This window comes from Kribbella sp. CCNWLW201, from assembly GCF_037203805.1.
GTDB lineage: Bacteria > Actinomycetota > Actinomycetes > Propionibacteriales > Kribbellaceae > Kribbella.
Genome location: NZ_JBBCBQ010000005.1, coordinates 378,269 through 401,964, shown reverse-complemented (window position 1 = coordinate 401,964; position 23,696 = coordinate 378,269). Strand labels below are relative to the sequence as shown.

The window sequence follows — 23,696 nt, the reverse complement described above, 5'->3', positions numbered from 1 at the left end:
ACGGCTGAGGCCGAAAAAACCTCAGGAGTGCCAGAAGCGGCAAATGATGCCGAGCGGTTGACTTCGCTGTGCGGGCGAGGCTTCACTTTCGGACAGGACCGTAAATAGGTCGTCCACCGGAGGCATTCGCATGCGATCAGCCCGTTCGCTCATCGCGGTGGCACTCGCCGCGCTGCTCGTCACGACTCTGACCACCCCCGCCGAGGCCGATCCACCGGCGCCGGCGGCACCCACGGGAACGCCCACGGCGACCGTGACCTCGCTCGGCACACCACTGTCCGACGTACTGCTGATCGGCGGAACCGTCGCGCCCGGCCCGAACGGCAAGGCCGCGATCTGGAACGTCTCGAGCAGCAACCCGGCGTACCTGAACGCCATCGACCCGGCCACCGGCATCCCGCTGGTGTCGGCTCCGCTGCCCGGAGCCGGCGGCAGCTACGCCGTGGCCGCCGCACCCGACGGCACCATCTACACCGGCACCTACAACAACGGTCACCTGTACCGGTGGAAGCCGGGGTCGGGCAACACCGTCGAGGACCTCGGCCGCCCGATCGCGACCGAGACCTTCATCCAGCGGATCACCACCGACGAGCAGGGCAACGTGTACGGCGGAACCTTCCCGAACGGCAAGGTGTTCCGCTTCGACCACGCGACCGGCGCGGTCCGCGACTACGGTCAGCTCAAGGCCGGCCAGACGTACGTGAAGAGCATCGACTACTGGAACGGCAAGATCTACGGCGGCACCATGCCCGACGCCCACGTTCTCGAGCTCGACGTGGTGTCCGGCGCGGTCACCGAGCTGCCGGCGCCGCCCGGACTGGGCGACCCGTCGGACAAGACCGTCTTCGACCTGAACACCCGGGCCGGCCGGGCGTACGTCCGGATCAGCACGGCCTTCCCCGGCCCGATGTACGTCTGGGACATCGCCGGCCGGACCTGGGTGGACGAGATCCCGAACGCACACGGCCTGGACATCTCCCCGGTCGGCGACAACGGCGAGATCTACCTGATCCAGGCCAGCGAGCTGAAGAAGTACGACCCGGCAACAAAGACGCTGACCGGGACCGGCCTCACCTTCACCGGCCGGATCCAGAACACCCGCTCGATCGGCTGGGCCGAGCTCGATCTGCCCGACTACCCGGGCAAGAGCATCGTCGGAACCCTCTGGAGGGGTGAGGAGTTCCGGTACAACCCGCAGACCGGCAAGTCGGAGATCTTCCAGACCTCGGTACGGCGCGAGCCGATCGAGATCCTGTCCGTGGCCGGAGGCAAGGACAACATCTACGCCGGCGGATTCCTGAACGGCGGAGTCTCGGTGGTCAACCCGGCCACCGGCGAGGCCAAGTTCAACCGCTTCTCGCAGACCGAGGCACTGCTGGAAGGCAAGGACGGCAAGCTCTGGATCGGCGCCTACCCCGACGCCCGGGTCTACTCGTACGACCTGAGCCAGCCGTGGAGCAGCCCGGAGTACTCCCCCGGACCACCCGGCACCCCGGACAACCCCAAGCAACTGCTCAACCTCAAGCCGGACATCTTCCAGACCCGCGCCCGGGCCCTCGTCGAGGTGAACGGCAAGCTCGCGGTCGGTACCGTCCCCGACGGCGACCGCCTCGGCGGCGCGCTCGTCATCTACGACCCCAAGACCGGTACGTCGCAGAAGTACCGCAACGTGGTCCAGGACGAGAGCGTCTTCGGCCTGACCGCCCGTGCCGGCATCGTCTACGGCGGTACGTCGATCGTCGGCGGCCTCGCGACCACGCCACCGACCCGGACCGAGGGCACCGTCTTCGCCTGGGACGTCGGGCGCGCCCGCAAGCTCTGGGAGACCGTGCCGGTGCCCGGTGCGATCACGGTGTCGTCGGTGACGTTCGGCCCGGACGGCCTGCTCTGGGGTGTGGCCGGCAAGACCGTCTTCGCCATGGACCCGCGGTGCGGCAAGGTGGTCAAGTCCTATGTCCTGGGAACGACGGGGTCCAGCGGAGACATCGTCGCGACCGGGGAGGCGGTGTACGTGAGCATCGATCTGAACAAGATCTTCCGGATCGCGCCGAACAAGGCCCCGGCGCTGTTCGTCGAAAAGACGCACCGCCGGCTCGGCGTCCGGAACGACCACCAATTGGTGCTCACCTACGGCGCCGAGCTGTTCCGAGTTGATATCAGCCGTTGACAGCCGAAATTCGACCCAGCTACTTTCGGTCCTGACCGTTATTCCGGACCCTGACTTCCGGACACCCAGGGGGTGCGATGAAATCCACCGTCCGCCGCATCGCGGCACCACTCACGGCGCTCGTGCTCGCCGCTGCTCTCAGTTCCTGTGGCGGCGACGACAACGCGGGCTCCTCGTCGGAGAAGAAGGCCATCACGCTCTGGATGTATCCGGTGATCGGCGACCAGGCGGCCAGTGACGCGTACTGGAAGAAGGTCGAGACCGACTTCGAGGCCGCCAACACCGACGTCGACCTGAAGCTCGAGATGCAGCCGTGGGACAAGCGCGACGAGAAGATCGCCGCCGCGTTCGCCGGTAAGAAGGGTCCGGACGTCGTACTGCAGATCCCGGACCAGTTGCCGCAGTACGTCAAGAACGGTTCGTTCGAGCCGGTCGACGACGTGGTCGAGCCGGACAAGGACAAGTTCCTGCCGGCCGCGATCCCCGGCCTGACCGTCGACGGCAAGGTCTACGCCGCGCCGATCTACCACACCGTCACCACGACGATGTTCAACAAGACGATCCTGACCAAGGCCGGGATCAGCAAGCCGCCGGAGACCTGGGACGAGATCAAGGCCGCGGCACCGAAGATCAAGGCGGCCGGGTTCTCCACCCTGGACTACTCGGCGTCGCCCGAGGCGTCGCTGAACCTGAACTTCTACCCGCTGCTGTGGCAGGCCGGCGGCAAGGTGTTCTCCGACGACGGCAAGACGGTCGCCTTCAACCAGGCACCCGGGCTCGAGGCGCTCACCTTCCTGAAGAGCCTGTACGACGAGGGCGCGATCCCGAAGAGTTCGCTGACCAACGGGAACCTCGTGGCCGACCAGCCGTTCGGCAAGGGCCAGGTGGCGATGGCCTTCTCGAGTACGCCGGCCGACGCGAAGACGGTGGCGGCGACCTGGGGGGCCGCCAACGTCGAGATCGGCACGCCGCTGACCGGCAAGAAGCAGGTCGCCTTCGGCATCCCCGGCGGTCTGGCCGTGAACGCCGCCTCGGAGAACATCGACGCGGCGAAGAAGTTCCTGTCCTTCATGATCCAGCCGGCCCAGGTGGAAGGGCTCAGCAAGGCGTCGGGGTTCTTCACGCCCCGCACCGATGCGAAGGCGCCGATCACCGACCCGACCGCGCAGAAGTTCGCCGACTCGCTGCAGTACACCTACGCGGGTGAGCGGAACGCGTCCGCCCGTCAGGTGATGTCACTGCTGAGTGTCGAGATCCAGGCCGTGCTGACCGGTAAGAAGGCGCCGCAGCAGGCGCTCGACGACGCCGCGAAGGCCGGCAACGACCTCCTGTCGAGACAGCGTTGACCCAGGTCAGCGTCCGCCCGGCCCGGGACCGCATCCGCCGGCCCTGGGTCGGGCTGTTGTTCGTCGCCCCGATGCTGGCGTTGTTCCTGCTGTTCCGGTTCGTTCCGGTGGTCGGCGCCGTACTGCTCTCGCTCACCGACTACCGGCTGAGCGGGCGCTGGTCCTTCATTGCTCTCGACAACTACACCCGGCTGGTCCAGGACAGCCTGTTCCACCAGGCCCTGGCCGTCACCCTCACCTACACGGTGATCTTCGTCCCGATGACCGTGCTGCTGTCGCTCGGCACCGCCGTACTGCTGCATCAGGTGGTCTGGCGGCGGGGCTTCTTCCGGGGTGTCTTCTTCCTGCCGTACGTGACCAGCATCGTGCTGGCCGCGGTGATCTGGAAGTGGATCTACGACGCCCAGGACGGCCTGATCAACGCCGTTCTCGGGCTGGTGTCGATCGGGCCGATCGACTTCCTCGCCGAGTCCAACTTGGTGCTGCCGTCGATTGCGGTGACGTCGGCGTGGAAGGGCTTCGGCTACTCGATGCTGATCCTGCTCGCCGGGTTGCAGGCGGTGCCGCGCTCGTACCTGGAGGCCGCGATGATCGACGGCGCCGGGACCTGGCAGCGGTTCCGCTACATCACTCTGCCGCAGTTGCGTCCGGTGCTGTTCTTCGTGCTGGTGATCGAGACGATCGGCGCGTTCCAGGTCTTCGACGCGATGTACGTGATGACCGGCGGCGGCCCGGTCCGGTCGAGCTACTCGCTCGTCTACTTCCTGTACGACAGCGGTTTCAAGTACTTCGACTTCGGCTACGCCAGCGCGATCGGCCTGATGCTGTTCGCGATCGTGCTCATCGTCTCGCTCGTGCAGCGACGGCTGGTCGGGAGGGACGACTGATGGTGAACCTGCTCGAACGGCCGCGGACGCAGGACGCGGCACCGGCGCCGCGGCGCGAGCGGCGCCCGGTGGCACGGCTCACCCTGCCGACGCTGCTGGCGCTGACCGCGATCGTCACCATCGTGCCGTTCGCGGCGATGGTGCTGGTCGCGTTCGCACCGCCGAGCGGCCGGACCTTCCCGGACGCGCTCGACCCGACCCGGTTCACCTTCGAGAACTTCACCCGGGTGCTGTCGAGCTCCGACATCCCGCGCTGGACGGTGAACTCGCTGCTCTACTCGCTGGTGTCGGTGGTCTTCGTCCTGCTGTTCGCGGCGATGGCGGGGTATGCCTTCGCGAAGAAACGGTTCCCGGGCCGGGAGCTGATGTTCTGGGCCTTCCTGGCCACGCTGATGGTCCCGTTCCAGGCGACCCTGATCCCGTCGTACATCCTGGTCTCGCGACTCGACTGGGTGGACAGCTACTGGGGCCTGATCGTGCCCACACTGGCGAACTCACAGGCCGTCTTCCTGCTCCGCCAGTTCATCAGCCAACTACCGGACGAACTCTTCGAGGCCGCCGAGATCGACGGCGCCCCGGAATGGCGGATCTTCACCCAGATCGTGCTCCCGCTGATCCGTCCCGCGCTGGCCACCCTCGGCATCTTCGTCTTCCTCTGGCACTGGAACGACTTCCTCTGGCCCCTCGTGATCGGCCAATCAGCCGAGATGCAAACCCTCACGGTCGGCCTGGCCACCCTGCAAACCCAAGCAGTCCCCATCAACCAAATCATGGCCGGCGCCACCATCACCGTAGTCCCAAGCCTCCTGGTCTTCGGCCTACTCCAACGCTACCTGACCGACAGCATCGCCATGTCCGGATTGAAGGCCTGAGTGGCGCAAGACGTACCGAAGAACGGGTAGTAGTTCCGGCAAGTCCCACCTTGGGGTTGTCCGGCCTCAGTTGAGGCGACTACTACCCGTTCATCGGTACGGCAGCCAGCCCTACAACAGGTTGCCGAAGGACTCGATGGCGTGGAGGGTTTCGGTTTGGGAGAGGCCGGGGGGTTGGATGCGGAGGATGATGCCGTCGGCACCCATTTCCTCGTAGTGGGTCAGGCGCTCGGCGCATTCGGCGGGCGATCCGATCACGCTGCGGGCAGCGATGTCGTCCCAGCCCTGGGTGTAGCGGCTCGCGTCTGCCGACGTACGTTTCCAGCCGGTGTAAGCGTCGTACAGATCGCGGAGCGGCTCCTCCAGCGCCTGACGCGCGTCCTGCGACGTCGGGGCGCAGAACCCTTCCCGGCACAGGATCACATCGCGGCCCAACGTGCCCTCGCCGCTCGGGTACGACAGGTACTCAGCGATCTTCGCAGGCAGGTCGGAGTCCAGCTCGTTGAACGACGTCGTCCACCCGTCGCACATCCGCGCGGTTCGTTCCAGTACGGCGGAGACGCGGCCGCCGTTCCACAGTCGCGGCCGCGGGCTCTGGACCGGCCGGGGCGACAGGAACGCCTCGCTGATGCTGGTGAACTTCCCGTCGTACGTCACCTCATCCGAAGTCCACAACCGGGTGAGGATGGTCAGGCACTCCTCGAACCGCGCGACCCGTTCGGCCTGCGTCACGCCGTACAGCGCGAACTCCTCCGGCCGGTAGCCGAGCACGAATCCGGCGGTGAGTCGCCCGCCGGAGAGTACGTCGATGTGCGCGAGCGTCTCGGCCAGTACGACGGGATCGTAGAGCGGAGCCACGATGCCGGAGGTGGCGAGACCGATCCGGTCGGTCTTGGCCGCGAGGTACGTCAGCGAGGTGAGGATCTCGTGGTAGCCGGGCCGGTGCAGGTGCCGCTCACCCAGCACGATCCACTCGAACCCGGCCTGCTCGGCCAGCCTCGCCTGCTCGACGGCGTCCTCCAGTCGCGGCCGCTCGTCCGGCGTGCCGTAGAGGTTCAGATACAGACCCAGCCGCATCAGGGTGCCACCTTCCGTTGACAGAGAGCGCTCGCGGTATTTACGGTCTTGACCGTAAGTCCTTTCACGCCAGATTGCGACCCTGAGGAGCCGGATTTGAGTGTCGTACCGCATCCGGTCGGGTTGCCGGCCCAACCCGAACCGGCACAGACCGGCGCGGGACCGATCAGCGCGATCAAGACCCGGGTGGTCAGCGCGCCGTACCGGCGTCCGTTCCAGATCAGCAGCGGGATCAGCACCGAGCTGATCAGCCTGGTGGTCGAGGTGCACACCGCCGACGGCGCGATCGGCATCGGCGAGACGTCTCCGATGACGGCGTACACCGGGGAGACGCTGGCCGGTGTCACCGCCGCCATCGAGGAGCATCTCGCCCCGGCGCTGATCGGCCGTGACCCGCTGGACCGGGCCGGAGCCCACCTGGTGATGGACTCCGTTCTCCGCGGGCAGCATGTGGCCAAGTCCGGCCTCGACATCGCCCTGTACGACCTGGCCGGGCGGCTGAGCGGCTGGCCGGTGCATGTCCTGCTCGGCGGCAGCATCAGGAAGCGTGTGCAGACCACGTGGGTGGTCGGGCTCGGCACCCTGGACGAGATGGCGGCAGAGGCCGCTGAGTACTCCGACAAGGGTTTCCTGCACCTGAAGGTGAAGGGCGGCCACGACCCGGCCAAGGACCTCGAGCTGGTCCGAGCGGTCCGTGCGGCGATCCCTGCCGACGCAGAGCTCTGCCTGGACGCCAACGAGGGGTACGACGCTGCCACGGCACTCCCGTTCCTGACCAAGATGGGTGAGGCCGGTCTGACCCTGCTGGAGCAGCCGCTGCCCCGCTGGGACCTGGCCGGCCTGGTCAGGCTGCGTGAGCGGCTCGACGTACGCCTGATGGTCGACGAGAGCATGCACTCGTTACAGGACGCTCTGGAGATCGCCCGGCGCGGTGCGGCCGACGTACTGAACATCAAGATCCTCAAGGTCGGTGGGCTGCACAGAGCCCTGCAGATCGCCAACGTAGCCGAGGCTGCGGGCCTGGCCGTGAAGGTAGGCTCTATGCCCGAGCTGGGCGTGGCCACACTGGCCGCGGTCCACCTGGCAGCCGCCGTACCCGGTGCGACCGTGGCAGCCGACCTGGTCGGGCCGCTGATGGTCCACGAGGACCCGCTGGCCCCGACCGTGTTCGCCGACTGCGACGGCTGGATCGACGTACCCACGAGCCCAGGCCTCGGCCACGACGTCTGAGAGGTCCGATGCACCCCCTCGTCGAGCAACTCCGCGGCACTCTGCTCCCTGCCGTCGTCACCCCGATGGACTCCGACGGTGTCATCGCGTACGACGCTCTGTCCGCCTACGCCGGCCGGATCGCGGCGGAGCCCATCGGTGGGGTCGCGGTGTGGGCTCACACCGGGCGCGGGCTGTACCTGTCCCCAGGGGATCGCTCCAAGGTGCTGGAGACGTGGCGGCAGGTGACGGACGTCCCGATCGTGGCAGGAGTCGGCGTACCTCGCTCTGAACCGGCACGGACCCTGCAGGAGGCCGCAGACGCGACAGTGGCGATGGCTCTGCAGGCTGCAGCGGGTGGAGCCGATGCGGTGATGGTCTACCCGCTGGCAGCGCTTGGAGGGCTGCCAGACGGCCATGCGCAGGCTGTTGCACTGCACGAGCGAGTGGCGGCCGAGAGTGGGCTGCCGCTGGTCGGCTTCTACCTGCATGGGGAGGCCGGCGGGTACCCGTACCCACCGGAGCTCATCCGCGACCTGCTGAGCCTGGACGCCATGCTCGGGGTCAAGACGGCCACACTGGACCGCGCTATCGGCTGTCAGGACGCCATCTGGGCCGGACGCGGTACGGGCAAGCTGCTGATCACCGGTGAGGACCGCATGTTCGGCCCATCGTTCATGTGGGGCGCCGACACCGCGCTGGTGGGGATTGCCGCGGCACAGGTCGAGCTGTCGGCCGCCGTACTGCGAGCCTGGACGTCAGGCGACCACACTGCCTTCCTGACCGCCTCCGACCGGCTGGACCGCTTTGCTGCGGCGACCTTCTACGCGCCGATCGAGGGCTACGTCCAGCGGATGCTGTGGGCCGCCGTCTGGGAGGGCCTGATCCCTGAGGACGCGGCCCACGACCCGCACGGCCCCGAGCTGCCCGCCGCCGAGCGGGACGTCGTGATCCGCTGTCTGGAGGAACTCAGCCACTATCCTGCGAGTTAAGGGCCCGACCATAAGGAGTGCCGTGCAGATCAACCCAGCGGTGGCCTGATGGCCCTCACGGTCGGTGTCATCGGCCCGGAGGACCTGGTCCAGCGCGTGATCGCGGTCGGTCCGCCGAGCGGCGCGACCCTGGTCCCGCTGCCCTACCACCACGAGACCGAAGCGGTCGAGGTGGTGGAGCAGTCGCACGAGAAGGTCGACGCGATCCTCTTCACCGGCGTCGTCCCGTACACCATCGCCACCGAGGCCGGTGTGATCGACCGCCCGGCGATGTACGTCTCGTACGACGGCGCCACTCTGCTGCGCGCACTCGTCGAACTGCTCCGGCTCGGCCACAACGTCACCCAGTTCTCGATCGACACGCTGCGGCGCAGTGAGGTGCTGGAGACGCTGATCGAGGCCAAGCTGCCGACCGACCAGATCCACGTCCTCCCGTACCGGCCCGGCCTGACCTCGGACGACATCGTCGCGTTCCACCGCACCGCGCGGGAGAAGCACGACACCAAGGTCGCGATCAGCTGCCTCGGCTCGGCCTTCCACCTCCTCGAGAACGAGATGCCCTCGGTCCGGCTCGCGCCGTCGCGGTACTCGATCCGGTCGACACTGCAAGCCTTGGTCCTGACCACGACCGGCCAGCACGTCGGCGACGCCCAGGTCGCCCTCGGCGTGATCGACCTGCCCGAGCCCGACGACAACCTGGCCGCCGACCTGATCACCCTCGGCGGCAGCCTGGCCGCCCTCCCCGACGGCCGCCACCTGGTCGTCACCACCCGCGGCGTCCTCGAGCAGGCCACCGAACAGTTCACCCGAATGCCCCTCCTCGACCACCTCGCAGCCAGGCACAGCACGGCGTACGTCGGCTTCGGCGTCGGACGTACGGCGGCCGAAGCCGAAGCCCTCGCCCGTCGCGCGGTCAGCCGAGCAGCCTCGATCGGCACAGTCGCCGGCGTCGTCTCGATGTCCGACGACGTAGAGATCGTGATCGAACCCACCGGCGACCAACCCGCCACCGCCCGCGGCCCGGAAAGCCTCCCGCTCCTGGCCCGCCGCGTCGGCCTCAACACCCAAACCCTCGCCCGAATGCGCGAACTCGTCGCCACCCTCCCCGACGGCCTCACCACCCAAGACGTCGCCGACCACCTGGCCGTCCAACTCCGCACCGCCCGCCGAGTCCTCAAACGCCTGGAACGCGCCGGCCTGGCCGACCCCATAGGCAGCCAACAACACGGCCGCACCGGCCGCCCACCCACGGTCTACCTGATCCGCCTGTAGGTACTGCGGCCGACCCACACGCGCTACGCAGCCGCTACTCCGTCGCGGCCACTACGCGCGCTCCCACCCCCGGGCTCCTCGCCGGTGCCCCTTGCCGGCTACCTGCGGTGCTATCGCCCCGCGCTTTCGCGGGTGTATCCCCCGCAGCTTGCGGGCCTGTCGCCCACGATCGACTACTCGGCCGGCGCCCGTGCACGAGACGACTGCCGTCATGCCTTCCTGCTTCCTTGACAAGTTAACTGAGTGCACTCATTATTGAGTTAACTCAGATTAACTGATCCAGGTCACGTCATCAGAACGAGAAGGAAAGTCGCCATGCGAGCGTTCGTCGTCAATCGGTACAAGGGGCCGCTACAGCAAGCGGATGTCCCCGAGCCCGCGGTCGGAGAGCACGACGTGCTCGTACAGGTCCGGGCTGCCGGGCTCAACATGCTCGACGAGAAGATCCGGGCCGGCGAGCTCAAGCAGATCCTTCCGTACAAGCTGCCGCAGATCCTCGGCAACGACGTCGCCGGAACGGTGATCGGCGTCGGCCCGAAGGTGCAGGGATTCAAGCTCGGCGACGAGGTGTATGCCCGGCCCGACAAGGACCGCATCGGAACGTTCGCGGAGCGCATCGCGGTCGCCGAGTCCGACCTGGCGCTCAAGCCGGCATCGGTCAGCCTCGAGGCAGCTGCCTCGCTACCGCTGGTGGCCTTGACCGCATGGCAGGCGCTGGTCGAGCGGGGCAACCTGCAGCCGGGGCAGCGGGTCCTGATCCACGGCGGCGCCGGCGGAGTCGGGACGATCGCGATCCAGCTCGCCAAGCACCTCGGCGCCACGGTCGCCACCACCGTCAGTACCGGCAACGTCGACTTCGTGCGCGAGCTCGGGGCGGACTTTGTCATCGACTACCGCAGCCAGGACTTCGAACAGCTTCTCGACGGGTACGACCTGGTGCTGGACAGCCTCGGCGGGAAGAACCTCGAGAAGTCGCTCCGGGTACTGCGCCCCGGCGGCAAGGCGATCGGGATCGCCGGGCCGCCCGACGCGGCGTTCGCCCGCGAGCTCGGCGCGAACCCGGTGCTCCGGCTGGTGATGACCGTCCTCAGCAGCCATATCCGCCGCCAGGCCCGGCGCCTCGGCGTGAAGTACGAGTTCCTCTTCATGCGCGCCAGCGGTGATCAACTCCGTCAGATCACTGCCCTCGTCGACAGCGGCGCCCTGCGCCCCGTCGTCGGACGGGTCTTCGACTTCGACCAGACCGTGCGGGCAGTGCAGTCGCTGGCAGTGCCGTCGATGGAAGGGGGCGGCATCCGCGGCAAGGCCGTCATCAGCAGGACCTGACAAACCCATCTCATCAGGCACGAACCAGGAAACAGGAGAACACCATGAGCACGAACAGGCAACCACAGGACGACGTCATCACCGCCTACAAGGACGCGCCCGTCCGCACCGTCGACGCCGGCGGCGTCACCTACGCATACCGCGAGCTCGGGCCGAAGGGCGGGATCCCCGTCGTCTTCTTCGTCCATCTCGCCGCGAACCTCGACAACTGGGACCCCCGGATCATCGACCCCATCGCGGCCGAGCACCACGTCATCGCCTTCGACAACCGCGGCGTCGGAGCCTCCACCGGCAGCGTTCCCGACAGCATCGAGGCGATGGCCGACGACGCCGTGACCTTCATCAAGGCGCTCGGCTTCGCCAAGGTCGACATCTTCTCCTTCTCCCTCGGCGGCATGATCGCCCAGGCCCTCGTGATGAAGCACCCCGGCCTGGTCCGCAAGCTCGTCCTCACCGGCACCGGACCTGCGGGCGGGAAGGACATCGACAAGGTCGCCGGCATCACCTACTACGACATCCTGCGGGCGACCCTGACCCGGTCGGACCCGAAGGAGTTCCTGTTCTTCAACCGCAACGCCACGGGCAAGCCTGCCGCCCGCGCGTTCGTGGAGCGTCTCGAAGAGCGCACCGTGGACCGCGACGCACCGGTCTCGGTGAAGGCGTTCCAGACACAGCTCAAGGCGATCAAGAAGTGGGGACGCTCGGCCGCCGCCGACCTGTCGAAGATCACCCAGCCCACCCTGATCGCCAACGGAGACAACGACAGGATGGTGCCCTCGGTGCTCTCCGAAGACCTGCACCGCCGCATCAAGGGCTCGGAGCTGGTCATCTACCCCGACTCCGGCCACGGCGGCATCTTCCAGTTCCACGACAAGTTCGCCCCGGTCGCCGTCGACTTCCTCGCCCGCTGACCGTCACCGCAGCCGAACCAGCAAAGGAATGCGTGACATGAGCAAGTCACTGTCGAAAGCGCAGGTCAGACCGAGGAAGCAGTTCGCGTCCTCCATCCTGCTGTGGGTACGCGCCGATCAGCCTCGGGAAACCGGGATGGGCTACTGGAAAGGGCCGCACTCGAAGATCATCTCGGCGACCAAGGGCTTCCAGGAGTACCGGCAGATCCACCTCGCCGCCGTCAATCCGGGGCTGTGGCCGGCAACCCGCGGCGTCGAGACGGAAATACCCGTCGACCGCAAGATCGACGGAGTCGCGGAGGTCACGTTCCAGTCCGCACTGTCGCCGCTGCGGGGCCGGAAGCAGACCCGGCTGGCGTTCAAGGACGAAGTGAACGTCTTCCGTCGAACGCTGCTCTACCTCGGACCGCCGAACTCGTCGCGCCGGTACGACGTGGCCGAGCCCGGCGAGCAGGTCGGCGCCCGAGCCCTCATCTACCTCAGGCGGCGGGATGGCGTACGGGCCGGCGATTTCCGCAGACACCTCCTCGAACTCGCCAGCGCTCTCGCCGGAACGGGCGTGCTGACGGAACTCAGAACCCAGACGTTCCTGCCGTGGATCGAGAAGCTCTGGGACACCCCCAACGTCGCGCACGACAACCCGGCAGACCAGCGGTTCCACGCGTCGCTGATCCTGGGCTTCGCGGATCCGGCGGCGCGAGCGGCCTTCTTCACAAGCCCCGAGCTCGAGAGCCTGTCCGACGCGCTGGCGCCCTTCGCTTCCGCCGTACACGCCTACGAAGTGTCCGAGGCCCTGACCTTCGTGAAAGACGGCGCGGCACTTCCCCACTACCAGCAATAGTGCGGCATCGCTCACCCCCAACAGGAAGAAGCCGCCGTGGAAGAATGAGCGCCAGCACGTTCGAGCCCATACAGGAGCCCACAGCAGAGAAGGACAGCAGCCATGCCACTCGCCTCCCAACCAGCCGGGCGTCGCGAGCGGAACAAGCAGCAGAAGCTCGACCGCATCACCGCCGCCGCCCAAGAACTCTTCGCCGAGCGTGGCGTCGACGAGGTCACCACCCAGGAGATCGCCGACAAGGCCGACATCGGTGCGGGCACGCTGTTCCTCTACGCCAAGACCAAGGGCGAGCTCCTCCTGCTGGTGCAGAACTCCACCTACGCCGATGCGCTCGCACAGGGCAGGTCGGCGGCCGAGAGCATCCCCGACGTGGTCGACGCGGTGATGGCGATCGTCCGCCCGGTCGTGGAGTGCAACCGCAAACAGATCGACAACGGTCGGACCTACCTGCGGGAGATCGTCTTCGGCGACCCCGAGGAGCCCCACCACCGCGACGCGCTCGGCCTGACCGTACAGACCGAACAGGCGATCGCCGACGTACTGCAGCGAGACGAGCGCATCAACTCCACCGACGCCGCGACGCTCGCGCACATCGTCTCCGCGATCATGTTCCTCAGCATGGCCGCGACAATCAACATCGCCAACCCGGTCGACGCCGTAGTGCAGGAGATCCGAGAACAAGTCCGGGTTCTGCTCTCGACGTGATGCTTACGGAGACCGTCGCCCACGGCGGTGAGCGGGTGGTCCTGGTCGTCAGCATCCCGACGCATGAGGAGATGCTTCGTGGCCTCATGCGCAGGCAGGCGGATCTCGGTCGTAAGACCCTGCCGAAATCCACCAGCTACGGGGTCGAGTGGCCGATCTTCGGAAGGAAAGTACCGCCTGGTGGCGAAAAGTCTCCGCAAAGCCGACGCGACTTCGAGCGGAAGTGATGGCCGTTGCCGGGTGTCCACGTCCTGGTCCGCGCCGACCACCTGAGCGCGGTTTCGGCTCCGCGGCCCCAAAGAACAGCCGCCGCCGAAGGCGGTGGGCTCGTGCGTGGGGAGGCCTATCGGGAGCCGGTGGCGTCGAGGGTTGCTGCGATGGGCTCGAGGTCGGCGATGAGTTGGTTGAGGTCGCTTGGGTCCAGGGCGTCGTACGCCGGTGCGGCGAGTTCGTCGGTGCGTGACTCGATCTCCTCCTTGGTCTTTCGGCCGGCGTCGGTGAGCCAGCCGGAGTCGTCGATGAGGCCGCGGGCGTGCATCCCGTCCACGACCGCGGTCAGCTGGGCCGCGGGGAGGTGATGGACCCGGCCGAACTTCGCTGCGGGCGTTCCCTCGGAGAGTGCGTGGAGCACGTGGGCCTCTGTGCCGCCGATGCCCGCGGTGACCAGAGCGGCGATATGACCGTCCCCGCGGTGCTCGCGGAGCATGGTGGCCGCGTGCCACAGCCTGGCCACGGGATCTTCGGGGACGGGGAGCGCTCGGAGTGCGGCGTACAGGATCCGGCCCTCTGTCGGGGCGCTGGAAGCCGCCTTGGTGGCGAGTTCGGCGGCGCGGGCGAGGCCGAGGGTGTCGGCGAGATCGCCGAGAATCCGCCTCAGCGCGGCGACGCTGCCCTGCTCGCGAGCGGCGAGCGCGTCCTGGGGAGTGGCCGTCTTCCACACGCGAGGGATGTGACGCGCGACCTCGCCGTCGGCGAAGTTGTAGAAGATCGCATGGACCACCTCGGGCGGGACCATGCCCAGCGGTGCGGCCCGTCCGGCGAAGTAGCCGTCCCAGTAGTTCCGCAGGCCCAGCGCCATGAGCGCATCGGTCGGCTCGTCGGAGAAGTAGGTGACCAGGTGGATCGGCTCGACGAGCCGATGCAGGCGGCGGGCGGTGGACTCCATGGGGTTCTCCTCGGTCGAGCCGCCCCTCGTGGACGGCCACTCACCCTTGCTACGAACACGTCTGCCCCGATCCGACACCGCAACCTGCAACCAAAGTTCTGTACGGCGCACCACGTGACGGCGCGCTCTCGTGGGCCAGCGGTTCTCTGGAGGATCGCGCGCACGCGCGCGTAGCGACGGAGGAGGACCGCGTGGCACGCGTGGGTCAGGCGCGGATGATGGTGACGCCGGCGGGGGTGCCGTTGGAGAGGGCGGCTAGGGCGGTGGGGGTTTCGTCGAGCGTGATCGTGCGGGTGATCAGGTCGGCGGGTTTTAGGTTGCCGTTGGCAACTAGGGCGAGCATTTCGGGGTAGGCGTGGGCGGGCATGCCGTGGCTGCCCAGCCATTGCAGTTCCTGGCCGATCAGGCGGCTGACGTCGAGTTGGACGCCGGACGGGAGCAGGCCGACCTGGAGGTGGCGGCCGCGGGGGCGCAGCGACAGCAACGCCTGCTGGACGATGCCGTTCGCGCCGAGGGCGTCCATCGTCACGTGCGCGCCGCCGCCGGTGAGCTCGCGGATCTCCCGCACCGTGTCCGACGACGCCTGCACCGCATCCGAAGCGCCGTACGAACGGGCCAACCGAAGCGCGTCGGGGTTCATGTCGACCGCGATCACGCGCGCGCCGAGTTCGGCCGCGATCATCACTGCCGACAGGCCGACGCCGCCGCAGCCGAAGATCACCACGTTCTCGTCCGCCGCGACCCGGCCGACCTGCCGCACCGCTCGGAACGAGGTCGCGAACCGGCATCCCAGCCCGGCCGCGGTGTCAAAGTCCATCTCATCCGGCAGCCGCACGAGATTCACGGCCGCGTACGGCAGGGCGACGTACTCGGCGAAGGAGCCCCAGTAGTTGAAGCCGGGCTGGAGTTGGTTGGGGCAGACCTGGTGGTTGCCCTCCAAGCACTGTTCGCACGAGCCGCACGCGCAGATGAACGGTGTGGTCACCCGATCACCGATCTGCCAGCCGAGCACGCCGGCACCGACCGCGGCAATCGTTCCGGCCAGTTCGTGCCCAGGGACGTGGGGCAGGACGATGTCCGGGTCGTGCCCCATCCAGCCGTGCCAGTCACTGCGGCACAGCCCGGTGGCCTCGACCTTCAGGACGACACCACCGGGCTCCGGCTCAGGGGCCGCTACGTCAGCAACCGTCGGCAGGACGCCGTACTGCTCAACTACGACAGCGCGCATCCGGCAATGATGTCAGCCGCCTGCTACCGCGGGGATAATCGAGACCTCGCCGCCGTCCTTGATCGACGTCTGCAGGCCTTCGGCGAAGCGTACGTCGTCGTTGTCGACGTATACGTTGACGAAGCGGCGCAGTTCGCCCGACTCGTCCAGCACCCGGGCCTTGATGCCGGGGTAGGAGCTGTCGAGCGACTCCAGCACCTCGCTCAGCGTCGCCCCCTCGGCACTGACCGCGGACGCGCCCTGGGTGTAGGGCCGCAGGATGGTCGGGACGCGGACACTCACGCTCACTGCAGGCCTGCCTTCACGAAGGCGTCGTACGACGCGGGGATGGTCACCTTGGGGCCGACCCGGTCGGCCACGGCGTCGAGCGTCTTCAGCCCGTCGCCGGAGTTGATGATCACCGTCTCGGCCTCGGGGTCGAGTTGGCCGGACTCGATCAGCTTCTTCAGCGTCGCGACGGTCACCCCGCCCGCGGTCTCGGTGAAGATGCCCTCGGTCCGGGCCAGCAACTGGATGCCCTCGACGACCTCTTCGTCGCTGACGTCCTCGATCACTCCGCCGGTACGGCGGGCGACGTCCAGGACGTACGGTCCGTCCGCCGGGTTGCCGATCGCCAGCGACTTCGCGATGGTGTCCGGCTTCACCGGCTTCACCACGTCGTACCCGTCGCGGAACGCCTGGGCGACCGGCGAGCAGCCGGTGGCCTGGGCGCCGTACACCTTGTAGTCGGTCGCGTCGACCAGGCCGAGCTTGCCCAGCTCGGTGAAGCCCTTGTCGATCTTGGTCAGCTGCGAACCGGAGGCGACCGGGATGACGATCTGCTGCGGCAGCCGCCAGCCGAGCTGCTCGGCGATCTCGAAGGCGAGCGTCTTGGAGCCCTCGGAGTAGTACGGCCGGACGTTGACGTTGACGAACGCCCAGCCCTCCTCCTCGCCGGCGATCTCGGAGGCCAGCTTGTTCACGTCGTCGTAGTTGCCCTCGACGGCGACCAGCGTGCCGCCGTACACGGCGGTGGTGATCACCTTCGGGCGCTCGAGGTCGTGCGGGATGAACACGACCGAGCGGATCCCGGCCCGGGCGGCGGCAGCGGCCACGGCGTTGGCCAGGTTGCCGGTGGAGGGGCAGGCGAAGACCTTCATGCCGAGCTCGCGGGTGGCGCTCAGGGCGGACGCGACGACCCGGTCCTTGAACGAGTGCGTCGGGTTGCCCGAGTCGTCCTTCACCCACAGCTTGCGCAGGCCGAGCTCGCGGGCCAGGTTGCCGGCGTCGATCAGCCGGGTGTAGCCGGGTTCGGTGTTCGGGAAGCTGGCCACGTCGACCGGGACGGGCAGCAGCGGCTGGTAGCGCCAGATGTTCTTGGGGCCGGCCTCGATCTGCTCACGGGTGATGGTCGGGTACTCGTACCCGACCTCGAGCGGACCGAAGCACTCGGTACAGGCGTAGAACGGACCAAGTGGCGACTTCGCCCCACAGGCGCGACAGCTCAGGTGCGTACCGTTGCCGAAGGCACCTTCACGGATGGTGTGGGTGGTCGAGTCGGCGGTCAGGCTCATGGAGGTTCCCTCCTCATCTTCCCCGGCACCGGATCTCGGCGTGGGACGGATTTGGCACCGTTCCACCGCGAGTCACCCCCAGGACGGGGGCTCGACGGGGAGGGTTGCCGGGACTTCAACGGGCCGTTTCCCTCAGTCCCTCTGGATGAGCTCCCCCGAGGTTACCCAATCGGGTCCATATTGTGTCTTCGGTTCCCACCATCCGAGACAGTCGATCTCAGCCGTGCCGGGCCCGGAAGGTACGACGGTACGCCGACGGCGACGTGTGCAACTGCTTGGAAAAGTGGTGGCGGAGCGTGACCGGCGTGGCGAACCCGGCCGCCAACGCGATCTCCTCCACCGGCGCATCCCCGGTCTCCAGCATCGTCAGGGCCGCCTGGATCCGCTGGGCGATCAGCCACTTGCCGGGCGTCGTACCGGTCGCCTTCACGAAGTGACGCAGGTACGTCCGCGGCGACAGCCCGGCCTGCTTGGCCAGATCGGGTACGCCGATGGGCTCGGCGAGATGTTCGAGCGCCCAGCCGAGGCTCCGGGCGACCGAGGCGTCGTCGGGGTCGGGCGGCACCGGGGATTCGATGTACTGCGCCTGACCGCCGGACCGGTACGGCTGGATCACCAGTCGCCTGGCGACCGAGTTCGCCACGGCCGCGCCGTAGTCCTTGCGAACCAGGTGCATGGCCAGGTCCAGCCCGGCAGCACAGCCGGCACTCGTGAGTACGTCGCCTTCGTCGGTGTAGAGCGGCTCTGGATCCACGACGATCTTGGGGTAGCGCTTGCGGAGCATATCGGCGTACCGCCAATGGGTAGTCGCACGGCGGTCGTCGAGGAGGCCGGCGGCGGCGAGAGCGAACGCACCCGAGCAGATCGACACGATCCGGGCGCCGCGACGATGGGCCTCCTGCAGCGCGGCGATCAGCTCGGGAGAGGTCTCGCCGCGCGGGTCGGCGACGCTCGGGATGACGACTGTGTCGGCGGCGGCGAACTCCTCCAGGCCGTGTGGGCTACTCAGAGTGGCGCCGCCGAGTACGCGGATCGGGTCGGGTGTCTCGGTGCAGACCTTCAGCTCGTACCAGGGCTGGTCGATATCCGGCCAGGCCAGCCCGAAAACCTCGATCACGATGCCGGCTTCGAAGGCCGTCATGCCGTCGTACGCGAGGACTGAAACGCTGCGCTGATCCATGTGTCACAATCTTAGCGATAGTCGTCGTTCACGCCACTTCTGAGCGCGGCTCGACTCTCGGACGATGGAGTCATGTTCAAGGGATTGAAGGAATTCGCCGTCCAGGTCGCCGCCGGAGTCCACGCCGCCTCCGCGATTCGGCACGGCCTCGAGCCGCCGGCCGCCGCGCTCACGAAGTCCGGTCGCGGCGGAGGTCGAGCATCCGCATCAGAGGTGTCGCCGCAACGCCGTGAACAACCACGCTCAGGACGACGGTGAAGCCGACCGTCGCCCACAGCCACGGCAGGTCGGTGCTGAACTCGGCGCCTGCGTACGCCAGATAGAACACAGACCCGACGCCCCTGACCCCGAACGCCGCGGTCACCCACCGCTCGGAGCGGCGCATCGGTGCTCCGGCCAGGCCGATCCACGCGGTCAGGGGACGGATCACCAGCACCAGCAGGACCCCGAGCGCGGCACCGGCGAGGGTCAGCGGCTTCAGCAGCCCAGCCGTGATCGCGACTCCGAGCAGTAACAGGATCGCCCAGGTGAGGATGTGTTCGAGCTGCTCGATGAACCCGTGCAGCTCCTCGTGGAAGTCGTGGCTTCGCTCGGCCGCTCGCAGGCACAGGGCCGCGACGAACACCGCGATGAAGCCGTACCCGTGCAGCACCTGGGCGAGACCGTAGACGCCCAGTGTCATCGCCAGCGCCAGCACGGGTTCACGCTCACGCGAGTCGGCCAGGCGGAAGATCCGCGAGGGTGCGGAGAAGACCATCTTGCCGAGCAACCAGCCGACTCCGGCGCCGACTGCGACTCCGATCACGGTCCTGCCGATCAGATCCCAGGCGAACCACTCGAGTGCCCAGTTGCCCACCGCACCCTTGGTCGCCGCGAACACAGCGGCGTACACGAAGGGAAAGGCCAGACCGTCGTTCAGGCCGGCCTCCGAGGTGAGTGCGAAGCGGACCTCGTCGTCCTCTTCCGGCTCGGCGCCCGCACCGGTCGACGGTCCTTGCACCTGGACGTCCGAGGCCAACACCGGATCGGTGGGGGCGAGGACGGCACCCAGCAGCAGAGCGGTCGCGGGAGCCAGCCCGAGCAGCCAACCGACGCCGGCGACCGCGGCGATGCAGGCAGGCATGGCAACCAGCAGCAGACGCCAGGTCACCTTCCAACGGCCCCACCCGATCGGCCGGTCGATCGCCAGGCCGACGCCCATCAAGGCGACCAGGATGGTCAGCTCGGCGAAGTGCTTGGTCAGCCCGGGTTCGGCGATCGGGCTGAGGTGGGTGCGGTCCACGGCCAGGCCGAGCAACAGTCCGGCGCCGACGAACGCGATCGGCGCGGAGACGGCGTACCGGCGGAGCAGGCGTGGCAGTACGGCGCCCAGCAGGAGGGCCAGCCCCGCGACCAGGTAGAGGCCGTCCCCGTCAATCGTCATGGTGGCAGTCCGGTGCCCACAGCGGGCTACCTCAAGCGATGGGTTGCGCCCGGCGTGTGAGTGGGCAGGGCCTTGCGGGGGCCGTAACGCGGGTGGCCGATGCCGGTGAGTTCGAGGAGGCGCTGGACGCGGAAGCGGTGGCCGCGGTACGGCTCGATGAGCTCGGCGCAGCCGTCGTCGTCGAGTTCCTCGCCGATCAGCGCGTACGAGACGTTCCGGGACACGTGGTAGTCCGCGAACGAGAACGCATCCGCGTCACCATGCGCCCGCTGCCGCACCTCGGCCGCCGTCCACACTCCGACCCCGGGCAGCGACCGCAGCCGCCGCTCGATCTCCGCCGAGTCAGTCAGCTCCAGGGTCCGCTCCAGCGCCTTGGCCCGCGTTGCAGCCGTGATCACGACTCTCGACCGACGGCCCTCCACGCCGGCCCGCAACCACTGCCAGGACGGGATCAACCGCCACTCTTCCGGCGAAGGCGGGACCATCATCACGCGTCCGTCCGGTGGCTGCGGTCCTGGCGCCGGTTCGCCGTACTCGCGGAGAATCACCCGCCAGGCCCGGAACGCCTCCTTACCGGTGACGACCTGCTCGATCCCCGCGGCAGCCATCGCCTCGAAGACAGCCCGCGTCCGCGGCACCCGCACATGCGGGAACCGTCGCGCCGCATCCACCAGCGCCGTGTGCTCCGGCAACGGCTCGAACCCGTCCCAGCTGTCCGCCTCCCCCAACAACTCCGGCACCCCGTCCAGCGCCCACTCAGCCCCGGGCCCCCACGCCTCCGCCTCCACTTCCCCCAGCGAGGCGTACGGCGTCAGCCGCAAGAGCACCGGCCCTTCGGGCGTCCGCGTGGCCCGCCAAACACTCCGCCGTACCGGATCGAACACATACGCCGGATCCCCCGGCCCCTTCCGCAACCCCCCAATCACCGAATGCGGATCCACCACCCGCCCAGCCCGCCAGACCCGCACTCCCGAACTCACGCCCCAAGTCTGACTCACGCGACGGACACACATGGTGCCGCATCCAGGAAGGCTGAGGTTGTCACTGGTCCGGTCTGATTGGTGCAGTTCGACAGGAGGTGTCCGGCGATCGAGTCGGATACCCGGTGGGTTCAGGCGGGGAGAGGTCGGCAGTGGGCGTATACGTCCTGTCGATTTGTCCCTCACCGAGCCGTGGCTGAAACACGCGTGCCGGGCCAGGTCAGGTGGAACGGGTTACGACCCCACCTTTCTTGACGCGGCAACCGCCCCCATGTCCTAAGAATTGCGACATCGAGACATCGGGTGGGTGACGGGCCGATACTGAGGCATGACTGGGTGGCATTGGGTCAAGGTGGTGGGGAACTTCCTGAACTTGTCGACGGTCGCTGGGCTGTTGGTGGGGGTGATTGGGCGGGCCACGTTCAGCCGGGGGCCGCGGGGCCTGTTCTTCGCGAACGGGTACAAGGTGAAGTTTCCGGTGGCGGGGGCGTTCACGGTGGGGAACGTGGTGCTCAGCAAGTATGAGCGGGCGTATTTCGATGACGAGGCGCTGGTGCGGCATGAGGAGCGGCACTCGTGGCAGTACTTCTGCCTGATCGGGCTGCCGTTGTGGCCGTTGTACGTCGTCGGGGTCGTCGTCTCGTGGTTCCTGACCGGCGACCCGGCGTCGCGGAACCCGTTCGAGCGGCTGGCGAACCTCAAGGACGGCGGATACGTCGAGCGACCGATCCAGTCGTTCGGTCAGACCCTGACGCAGACGTTCAGCGCGCGGCGATCGCGTCAGAAAGAGCAGTAAGCACAGTCACGACGCCGGTCGGGTCGTCGACCACGATGTCCGCGGCCTCGATCAGCTCGGTCGCGTTCGAGGAGCGAGTGGCCAGCAGTACACCGCGCAGACCGGCCTTGCGCTGCTCGTCGATCGCCCGGTACGCCGCCAAGTCGCCAAGGTCATCACCGGCGTACAGGATCGACTGGGCACCGGTGGACTCGAGCAGGCGGCGCAGAGCGACCCCCTTGTCGATACCCGGCGGCCGCAGCTCTAGCACCAGGTTGCCCGGCTCCAGGCGCAGCTCTGCCGCCTCGGCCAGCTCGGTCAGCGGCGTACGCAGCGTCTCGAGTGCACCGACCGGATCGGCCAGCCGACGGGTGTGAACCGCCAGCGAGCTCTCTTTGTCCTCCACGAAGGCGTCCGGCAGCCCATGCTCCTGCAACAACCCTGGAAGCCGATCGCGAGCTTGGGCGACACCAGCCGGCACCGGGTCACTCGTGACCTTCCCGGTCGCCGCTTCCCACCGCTCCAGCCCGTAGTGCCCGAGTACGACGAGCTGCCCGAGGCCAGGGTGGCCGGTGACGCCCGTGAGCTCCGTGGCGACCAGGGCCGGGCGACCGGTGACGATCGCGACCTGGTTCACCGAGCGGGCCAGCCGGGCGAGCGCGTCGAGAGCGCCCTCCACCGGGCGGGACATGGCCGGGTCCTCGACCAGCGGCGACAGGACGCCGTCGAAGTCGGTCGAGATGACCGCGGTGGCCGGGTCGGCGACGATCGCCTCCCAGCCTTCGCGACCGGCCTCGGTCTGGATGGTCGGTGTGCTCATCCGGCGTAGTCCGAGGTGAGGATCACGGTGAGGCGGTCCTTCTTCATGTTGTCCAGCGCACCCTTGGTCCGGCCGACACCGATGTCCCGAGCGAGCTGGTTGGCGGCGGCGAGCATGCCCGGCGGGTAGTACACGGTGCTTTCGGCGATCTTCCCGTGCCAGTTGTCGGCACCGGCCACGGTCCAGCCCGCCTGCCGCGCGCGGCCCGCGACAGAGTCGGCCAGGCCTTTGCGCGCGGTGTTGTTGTAGATCTCGACCGCCGGACGCTGGGCCGGCGGGATCGTGGTCGGCTGCGTCGCCGGCGGCTGAGTGGCCGGGGGCTGGGTGGTGGCAGGAGGCTCGGTCGGCGTCGGGGTGGGCGTCGGCGTGGGTGTGGGCGTGGTGCCCTCCGCGGTCGGCTTGGGCACGCTGGCGACGACCGTCGACGGCCCACCGGTCGGCTTCGGTTTCGGCGAGGGGGTACTCGTACCGGCCCCTTCGTCCGCGGTGCTGTCGTTGCCGCGGGTGCCGAACAGCACCAGCAGGCCGGCGACGATCGCGACGACGGCGAGCACGGCGACGAGGGACGAGAGGACCTGGCCCTTGTCGTCCTTCGGGGAAGCCAAGATCAGACCTCGATACCCAAACGGCGTGCGGAGCGGGCTCGCTGCCGGGCGGCGCGCAATCGGCGCAGCCGTTTCACCAGCAACGGGTCGTGAGCGAGCGCCTCGGGCCGGTCGATCAGCGCGTTCAGCACCTGGTAGTACCGGGTCGCGGACATCTGGAACTGGTCCCGGATCGCCTGCTCCTTGGCACCGGCGTACTTCCACCAGTGCCGCTCGAAGGCGAGGATGGCACCGTCCCGCTCGGAGAGTCCCGAGACCATGTCCAACTCCCCCGCCCCGCCACCCCGGTCAGTCGACGGCGCAGCTTCGGCGGGGCCGGGAGAGCTGGCGTTGGCGCTGTCCATCTGCTGCTGACTCCTGTG

24 protein-coding genes and 1 riboswitch are annotated in these 23,696 nt (G+C 68.2%); of the genes, 13 read left to right on the top strand and 11 right to left on the bottom strand.

Going from position 1 to position 23,696, the window contains the following annotated elements:
- Positions 1-130 precede the first annotated feature (130 nt).
- The 4 genes from V9K99_RS23735 (at position 131) to V9K99_RS23720 (ending at position 5,272) form a co-directional block, all read left to right on the top strand.
- Positions 131-2,167 carry a hypothetical protein gene (locus tag V9K99_RS23735; protein WP_337006521.1) on the top strand — a complete coding sequence of 679 codons (2,037 nt, stop codon included), beginning with the start codon at positions 131-133 and terminating at the stop codon, positions 2,165-2,167.
- Positions 2,168-2,244: 77 nt separating this feature from the next.
- A complete protein-coding gene (locus V9K99_RS23730; protein ID WP_337006519.1) occupies positions 2,245-3,513 on the top strand; it encodes an ABC transporter substrate-binding protein in 1,269 nt (422 codons plus the stop codon).
- Positions 3,510-4,400, top strand: coding sequence for a carbohydrate ABC transporter permease (locus V9K99_RS23725; RefSeq protein WP_337006517.1), 891 nt, complete (start codon positions 3,510-3,512; stop codon positions 4,398-4,400). Before V9K99_RS23730 ends, V9K99_RS23725 begins: the two co-directional genes overlap by 4 nt.
- A complete protein-coding gene (locus tag V9K99_RS23720; protein WP_337006515.1) occupies positions 4,400-5,272 on the top strand; it encodes a carbohydrate ABC transporter permease in 873 nt (290 codons plus the stop codon). Before V9K99_RS23725 ends, V9K99_RS23720 begins: the two co-directional genes overlap by 1 nt.
- A gap of 111 nt (positions 5,273-5,383) precedes the next feature.
- Here V9K99_RS23720 and V9K99_RS23715 read toward each other — a convergent pair whose 3' ends face one another.
- Positions 5,384-6,349 carry an LLM class flavin-dependent oxidoreductase gene (locus tag V9K99_RS23715; protein ID WP_337006513.1) on the bottom strand — a complete coding sequence of 322 codons (966 nt, stop codon included), beginning with the start codon at positions 6,347-6,349 and terminating at the stop codon, positions 5,384-5,386.
- A 96-nt stretch (positions 6,350-6,445) separates the two neighbouring features.
- Between V9K99_RS23715 and V9K99_RS23710 the strand changes: the two genes are divergently transcribed.
- From V9K99_RS23710 to V9K99_RS23675, 8 genes are all read left to right on the top strand, one after another.
- The gene (locus V9K99_RS23710; protein ID WP_337006511.1) at positions 6,446-7,579 is read left to right on the top strand and encodes a mandelate racemase/muconate lactonizing enzyme family protein; all 1,134 of its coding nucleotides are present in this window, start codon (positions 6,446-6,448) and stop codon (positions 7,577-7,579) included.
- An 8-nt stretch (positions 7,580-7,587) separates the two neighbouring features.
- Entirely contained in the window at positions 7,588-8,550 is a 963-nt protein-coding gene (locus tag V9K99_RS23705; RefSeq protein ID WP_337006510.1) for a dihydrodipicolinate synthase family protein, read from the top strand.
- A 48-nt stretch (positions 8,551-8,598) separates the two neighbouring features.
- Positions 8,599-9,822 carry a helix-turn-helix domain-containing protein gene (locus V9K99_RS23700; RefSeq protein ID WP_337006508.1) on the top strand — a complete coding sequence of 408 codons (1,224 nt, stop codon included), beginning with the start codon at positions 8,599-8,601 and terminating at the stop codon, positions 9,820-9,822.
- A gap of 315 nt (positions 9,823-10,137) precedes the next feature.
- Positions 10,138-11,148 (top strand): NADP-dependent oxidoreductase, encoded by a 1,011-nt coding sequence (locus tag V9K99_RS23695; RefSeq protein ID WP_337006506.1) that lies wholly within the window; start codon positions 10,138-10,140, stop codon positions 11,146-11,148.
- A 44-nt stretch (positions 11,149-11,192) separates the two neighbouring features.
- Entirely contained in the window at positions 11,193-12,059 is an 867-nt protein-coding gene (locus tag V9K99_RS23690; RefSeq protein WP_337006504.1) for an alpha/beta fold hydrolase, read from the top strand.
- A gap of 37 nt (positions 12,060-12,096) precedes the next feature.
- A complete protein-coding gene (locus tag V9K99_RS23685) occupies positions 12,097-12,900 on the top strand; it encodes a hypothetical protein (protein WP_337006502.1) in 804 nt (267 codons plus the stop codon).
- A gap of 102 nt (positions 12,901-13,002) precedes the next feature.
- Positions 13,003-13,605: a TetR/AcrR family transcriptional regulator gene (locus tag V9K99_RS23680; protein WP_337006500.1), complete on the top strand. Its 603-nt coding sequence runs from the start codon at positions 13,003-13,005 to the stop codon at positions 13,603-13,605.
- Positions 13,605-13,832, top strand: a complete 228-nt coding sequence (locus V9K99_RS23675; RefSeq protein WP_337006498.1) for a hypothetical protein — start codon at positions 13,605-13,607, stop codon at positions 13,830-13,832. The genes V9K99_RS23680 and V9K99_RS23675 overlap by 1 nt, the downstream gene beginning before the upstream one ends.
- Positions 13,833-13,948: 116 nt before the next feature.
- On the opposite strand, the gene V9K99_RS23670 is transcribed toward V9K99_RS23675, so the two are convergent.
- The 7 genes from V9K99_RS23670 to V9K99_RS23640 all read right to left on the bottom strand — a co-directional run bounded on the left by V9K99_RS23670 (position 13,949) and on the right by V9K99_RS23640 (position 21,134).
- The gene (locus V9K99_RS23670) at positions 13,949-14,770 is read right to left on the bottom strand and encodes an SCO6745 family protein (protein WP_337006496.1); all 822 of its coding nucleotides are present in this window, start codon (positions 14,768-14,770) and stop codon (positions 13,949-13,951) included.
- A 205-nt stretch (positions 14,771-14,975) separates the two neighbouring features.
- Entirely contained in the window at positions 14,976-15,998 is a 1,023-nt protein-coding gene (locus tag V9K99_RS23665; protein ID WP_337006494.1) for a zinc-dependent alcohol dehydrogenase family protein, read from the bottom strand.
- A gap of 12 nt (positions 15,999-16,010) precedes the next feature.
- Positions 16,011-16,286: a ubiquitin-like small modifier protein 1 gene (locus V9K99_RS23660; RefSeq protein ID WP_337006492.1), complete on the bottom strand. Its 276-nt coding sequence runs from the start codon at positions 16,284-16,286 to the stop codon at positions 16,011-16,013.
- Positions 16,283-17,551 carry a threonine synthase gene (gene thrC / locus V9K99_RS23655; protein ID WP_337006490.1) on the bottom strand — a complete coding sequence of 423 codons (1,269 nt, stop codon included), beginning with the start codon at positions 17,549-17,551 and terminating at the stop codon, positions 16,283-16,285. The genes V9K99_RS23660 and thrC overlap by 4 nt, the downstream gene beginning before the upstream one ends.
- Positions 17,552-17,561: 10 nt before the next feature.
- Positions 17,562-17,703: riboswitch (SAM riboswitch) on the bottom strand.
- Between the two features lie 65 nt (positions 17,704-17,768).
- Complete coding sequence (locus V9K99_RS23650) at positions 17,769-18,731, bottom strand: helix-turn-helix domain-containing protein (protein WP_337006487.1); 963 nt, start codon at positions 18,729-18,731, stop codon at positions 17,769-17,771.
- A gap of 169 nt (positions 18,732-18,900) precedes the next feature.
- Positions 18,901-20,154 carry a cation:proton antiporter gene (locus V9K99_RS23645; RefSeq protein WP_337006485.1) on the bottom strand — a complete coding sequence of 418 codons (1,254 nt, stop codon included), beginning with the start codon at positions 20,152-20,154 and terminating at the stop codon, positions 18,901-18,903.
- Between the two features lie 26 nt (positions 20,155-20,180).
- A complete protein-coding gene (locus V9K99_RS23640) occupies positions 20,181-21,134 on the bottom strand; it encodes a DNA-3-methyladenine glycosylase family protein (RefSeq protein WP_337006483.1) in 954 nt (317 codons plus the stop codon).
- 328 nt (positions 21,135-21,462) lie between these two features.
- Between V9K99_RS23640 and V9K99_RS23635 the strand changes: the two genes are divergently transcribed.
- Complete coding sequence (locus V9K99_RS23635) at positions 21,463-21,930, top strand: hypothetical protein (RefSeq protein ID WP_337006481.1); 468 nt, start codon at positions 21,463-21,465, stop codon at positions 21,928-21,930.
- Here V9K99_RS23635 and otsB read toward each other — a convergent pair.
- Genes otsB through V9K99_RS23620 form a run of 3 tightly spaced genes read right to left on the bottom strand, consistent with a single transcriptional unit; the run spans position 21,896 to position 23,678 of the window.
- Positions 21,896-22,729: a trehalose-phosphatase gene (otsB, locus tag V9K99_RS23630; RefSeq protein ID WP_337006479.1), complete on the bottom strand. Its 834-nt coding sequence runs from the start codon at positions 22,727-22,729 to the stop codon at positions 21,896-21,898. The genes V9K99_RS23635 and otsB overlap by 35 nt on opposite strands.
- Positions 22,726-23,334 (bottom strand): LytR C-terminal domain-containing protein, encoded by a 609-nt coding sequence (locus V9K99_RS23625; protein WP_337006477.1) that lies wholly within the window; start codon positions 23,332-23,334, stop codon positions 22,726-22,728. The genes otsB and V9K99_RS23625 overlap by 4 nt, the downstream gene beginning before the upstream one ends.
- A 2-nt stretch (positions 23,335-23,336) precedes the next feature.
- The gene (locus V9K99_RS23620; protein WP_442914744.1) at positions 23,337-23,678 is read right to left on the bottom strand and encodes a DUF3263 domain-containing protein; all 342 of its coding nucleotides are present in this window, start codon (positions 23,676-23,678) and stop codon (positions 23,337-23,339) included.
- Between the last annotated feature and the right edge of the window lie 18 nt (positions 23,679-23,696).